The 1,248-nt window shown below is 61.7% G+C and carries 2 protein-coding genes; both read left to right on the forward strand.

Going from position 1 to position 1,248, the window contains the following annotated elements; all coding sequences use genetic code 11:
- Positions 1 to 695: CoA transferase subunit A (locus AKL25_RS23550; protein WP_157050748.1), on the forward strand; the 695-nt coding region annotated here is incomplete at its 5' end.
- An 11-nt stretch (positions 696 to 706) separates the two neighbouring features.
- A partial coding sequence (locus tag AKL25_RS23555) for a 3-oxoacid CoA-transferase subunit B (RefSeq protein WP_050480130.1) occupies positions 707 to 1,248 on the forward strand: 542 nt, incomplete at its 3' end.

Here is a 1,248-nt window from a genome sequence, read left to right on the forward strand (position 1 = left end):
TGAATAAAGTCTATCCCGACGCGTCCAGCGCGTTATCCGGCATCGTCAAGGACGGCCAGACGATTGCCGTCGGCGGCTTCGGCCTGTGCGGCATCCCTGAAGCGCTGATCGCCGCCTTGCGCGACTCCGGCGTCCAGAATCTGACCGCCATCTCCAACAACGCCGGCGTCGACGGCTTCGGTCTCGGCCAGTTGCTCAGCACACGCCAGATCAAAAAGATGATCGCCTCCTACGTCGGTGAAAACAAAGAGTTCGAACGCCAATACCTGGCCGGCGAACTGGAACTGGAATTCACCCCGCAAGGCACGCTCGCCGAAAAACTGCGCGCCGGCGGCGCCGGCATCCCGGCCTTCTTCACCAAGACCGGCGTCGGCACCCTGGTCGCCGAAGGCAAGGAAATCCGCGACTTCGACGGCGCCAACTACGTCATGGAACGCTCGCTGGTGGCCGACATCTCGCTGGTCAAGGCGCAGAAGGCCGACAAGGCCGGCAACCTGGTCTTCAACAAGACCGCGCGCAACTTCAACCCCAACGTCGCCATGGCCGGCAAGATCACCATCGTCGAAGTCGAAGAACTGGTCGAAGTCGGCCAGCTCGACCCGGACCAGATCCACACCGCCGGCATCTTCGTGCACCGCATCGTGGTCAACGCCGCGCCGGAAAAGCGCATCGAACAACGTACCGTGTCGAAATAAGGAGAACTCAAATGGCATGGACCAGAGACGAAATGGCAGCACGCGCCGCCAAGGAATTGCAGGATGGTTTTTACGTCAACCTCGGCATCGGCTTGCCGACCCTGGTGGCCAATCACGTCCCCAACAACATTGAAGTCTGGCTGCAATCGGAAAACGGCCTGCTCGGCATCGGCCCTTTCCCGACCGAAGACAAGGTCGACGCCGACCTGATCAACGCCGGCAAGCAGACCGTCACCACCATCCCGGGCTCATCCTTCTTCAGCTCGGCGGACTCGTTCGGCATGATCCGCGGCGGCAAGATCAACATCGCCATCCTCGGTGCGATGCAAGTGTCGCAACAGGGCGACCTGGCCAACTGGATGATCCCGGGCAAGATGGTCAAGGGCATGGGCGGCGCGATGGATCTGGTGGCCGGCGTGGGCCGCGTGGTGGTGCTGATGGAGCACGTTGCCAAAGGCAAGGACGGCAGCATCTCGCAAAAGATCCTCAAGCAATGCAACCTGCCGCTGACCGGCGTGGGCGTGGTCAATCGCATCATCACCGATCTGGGCGT

Source organism: Herbaspirillum rhizosphaerae (assembly GCF_001189965.1).
In the GTDB taxonomy this organism is placed as follows: Bacteria; Pseudomonadota; Gammaproteobacteria; order Burkholderiales; family Burkholderiaceae_D; genus Herbaspirillum; species Herbaspirillum rhizosphaerae.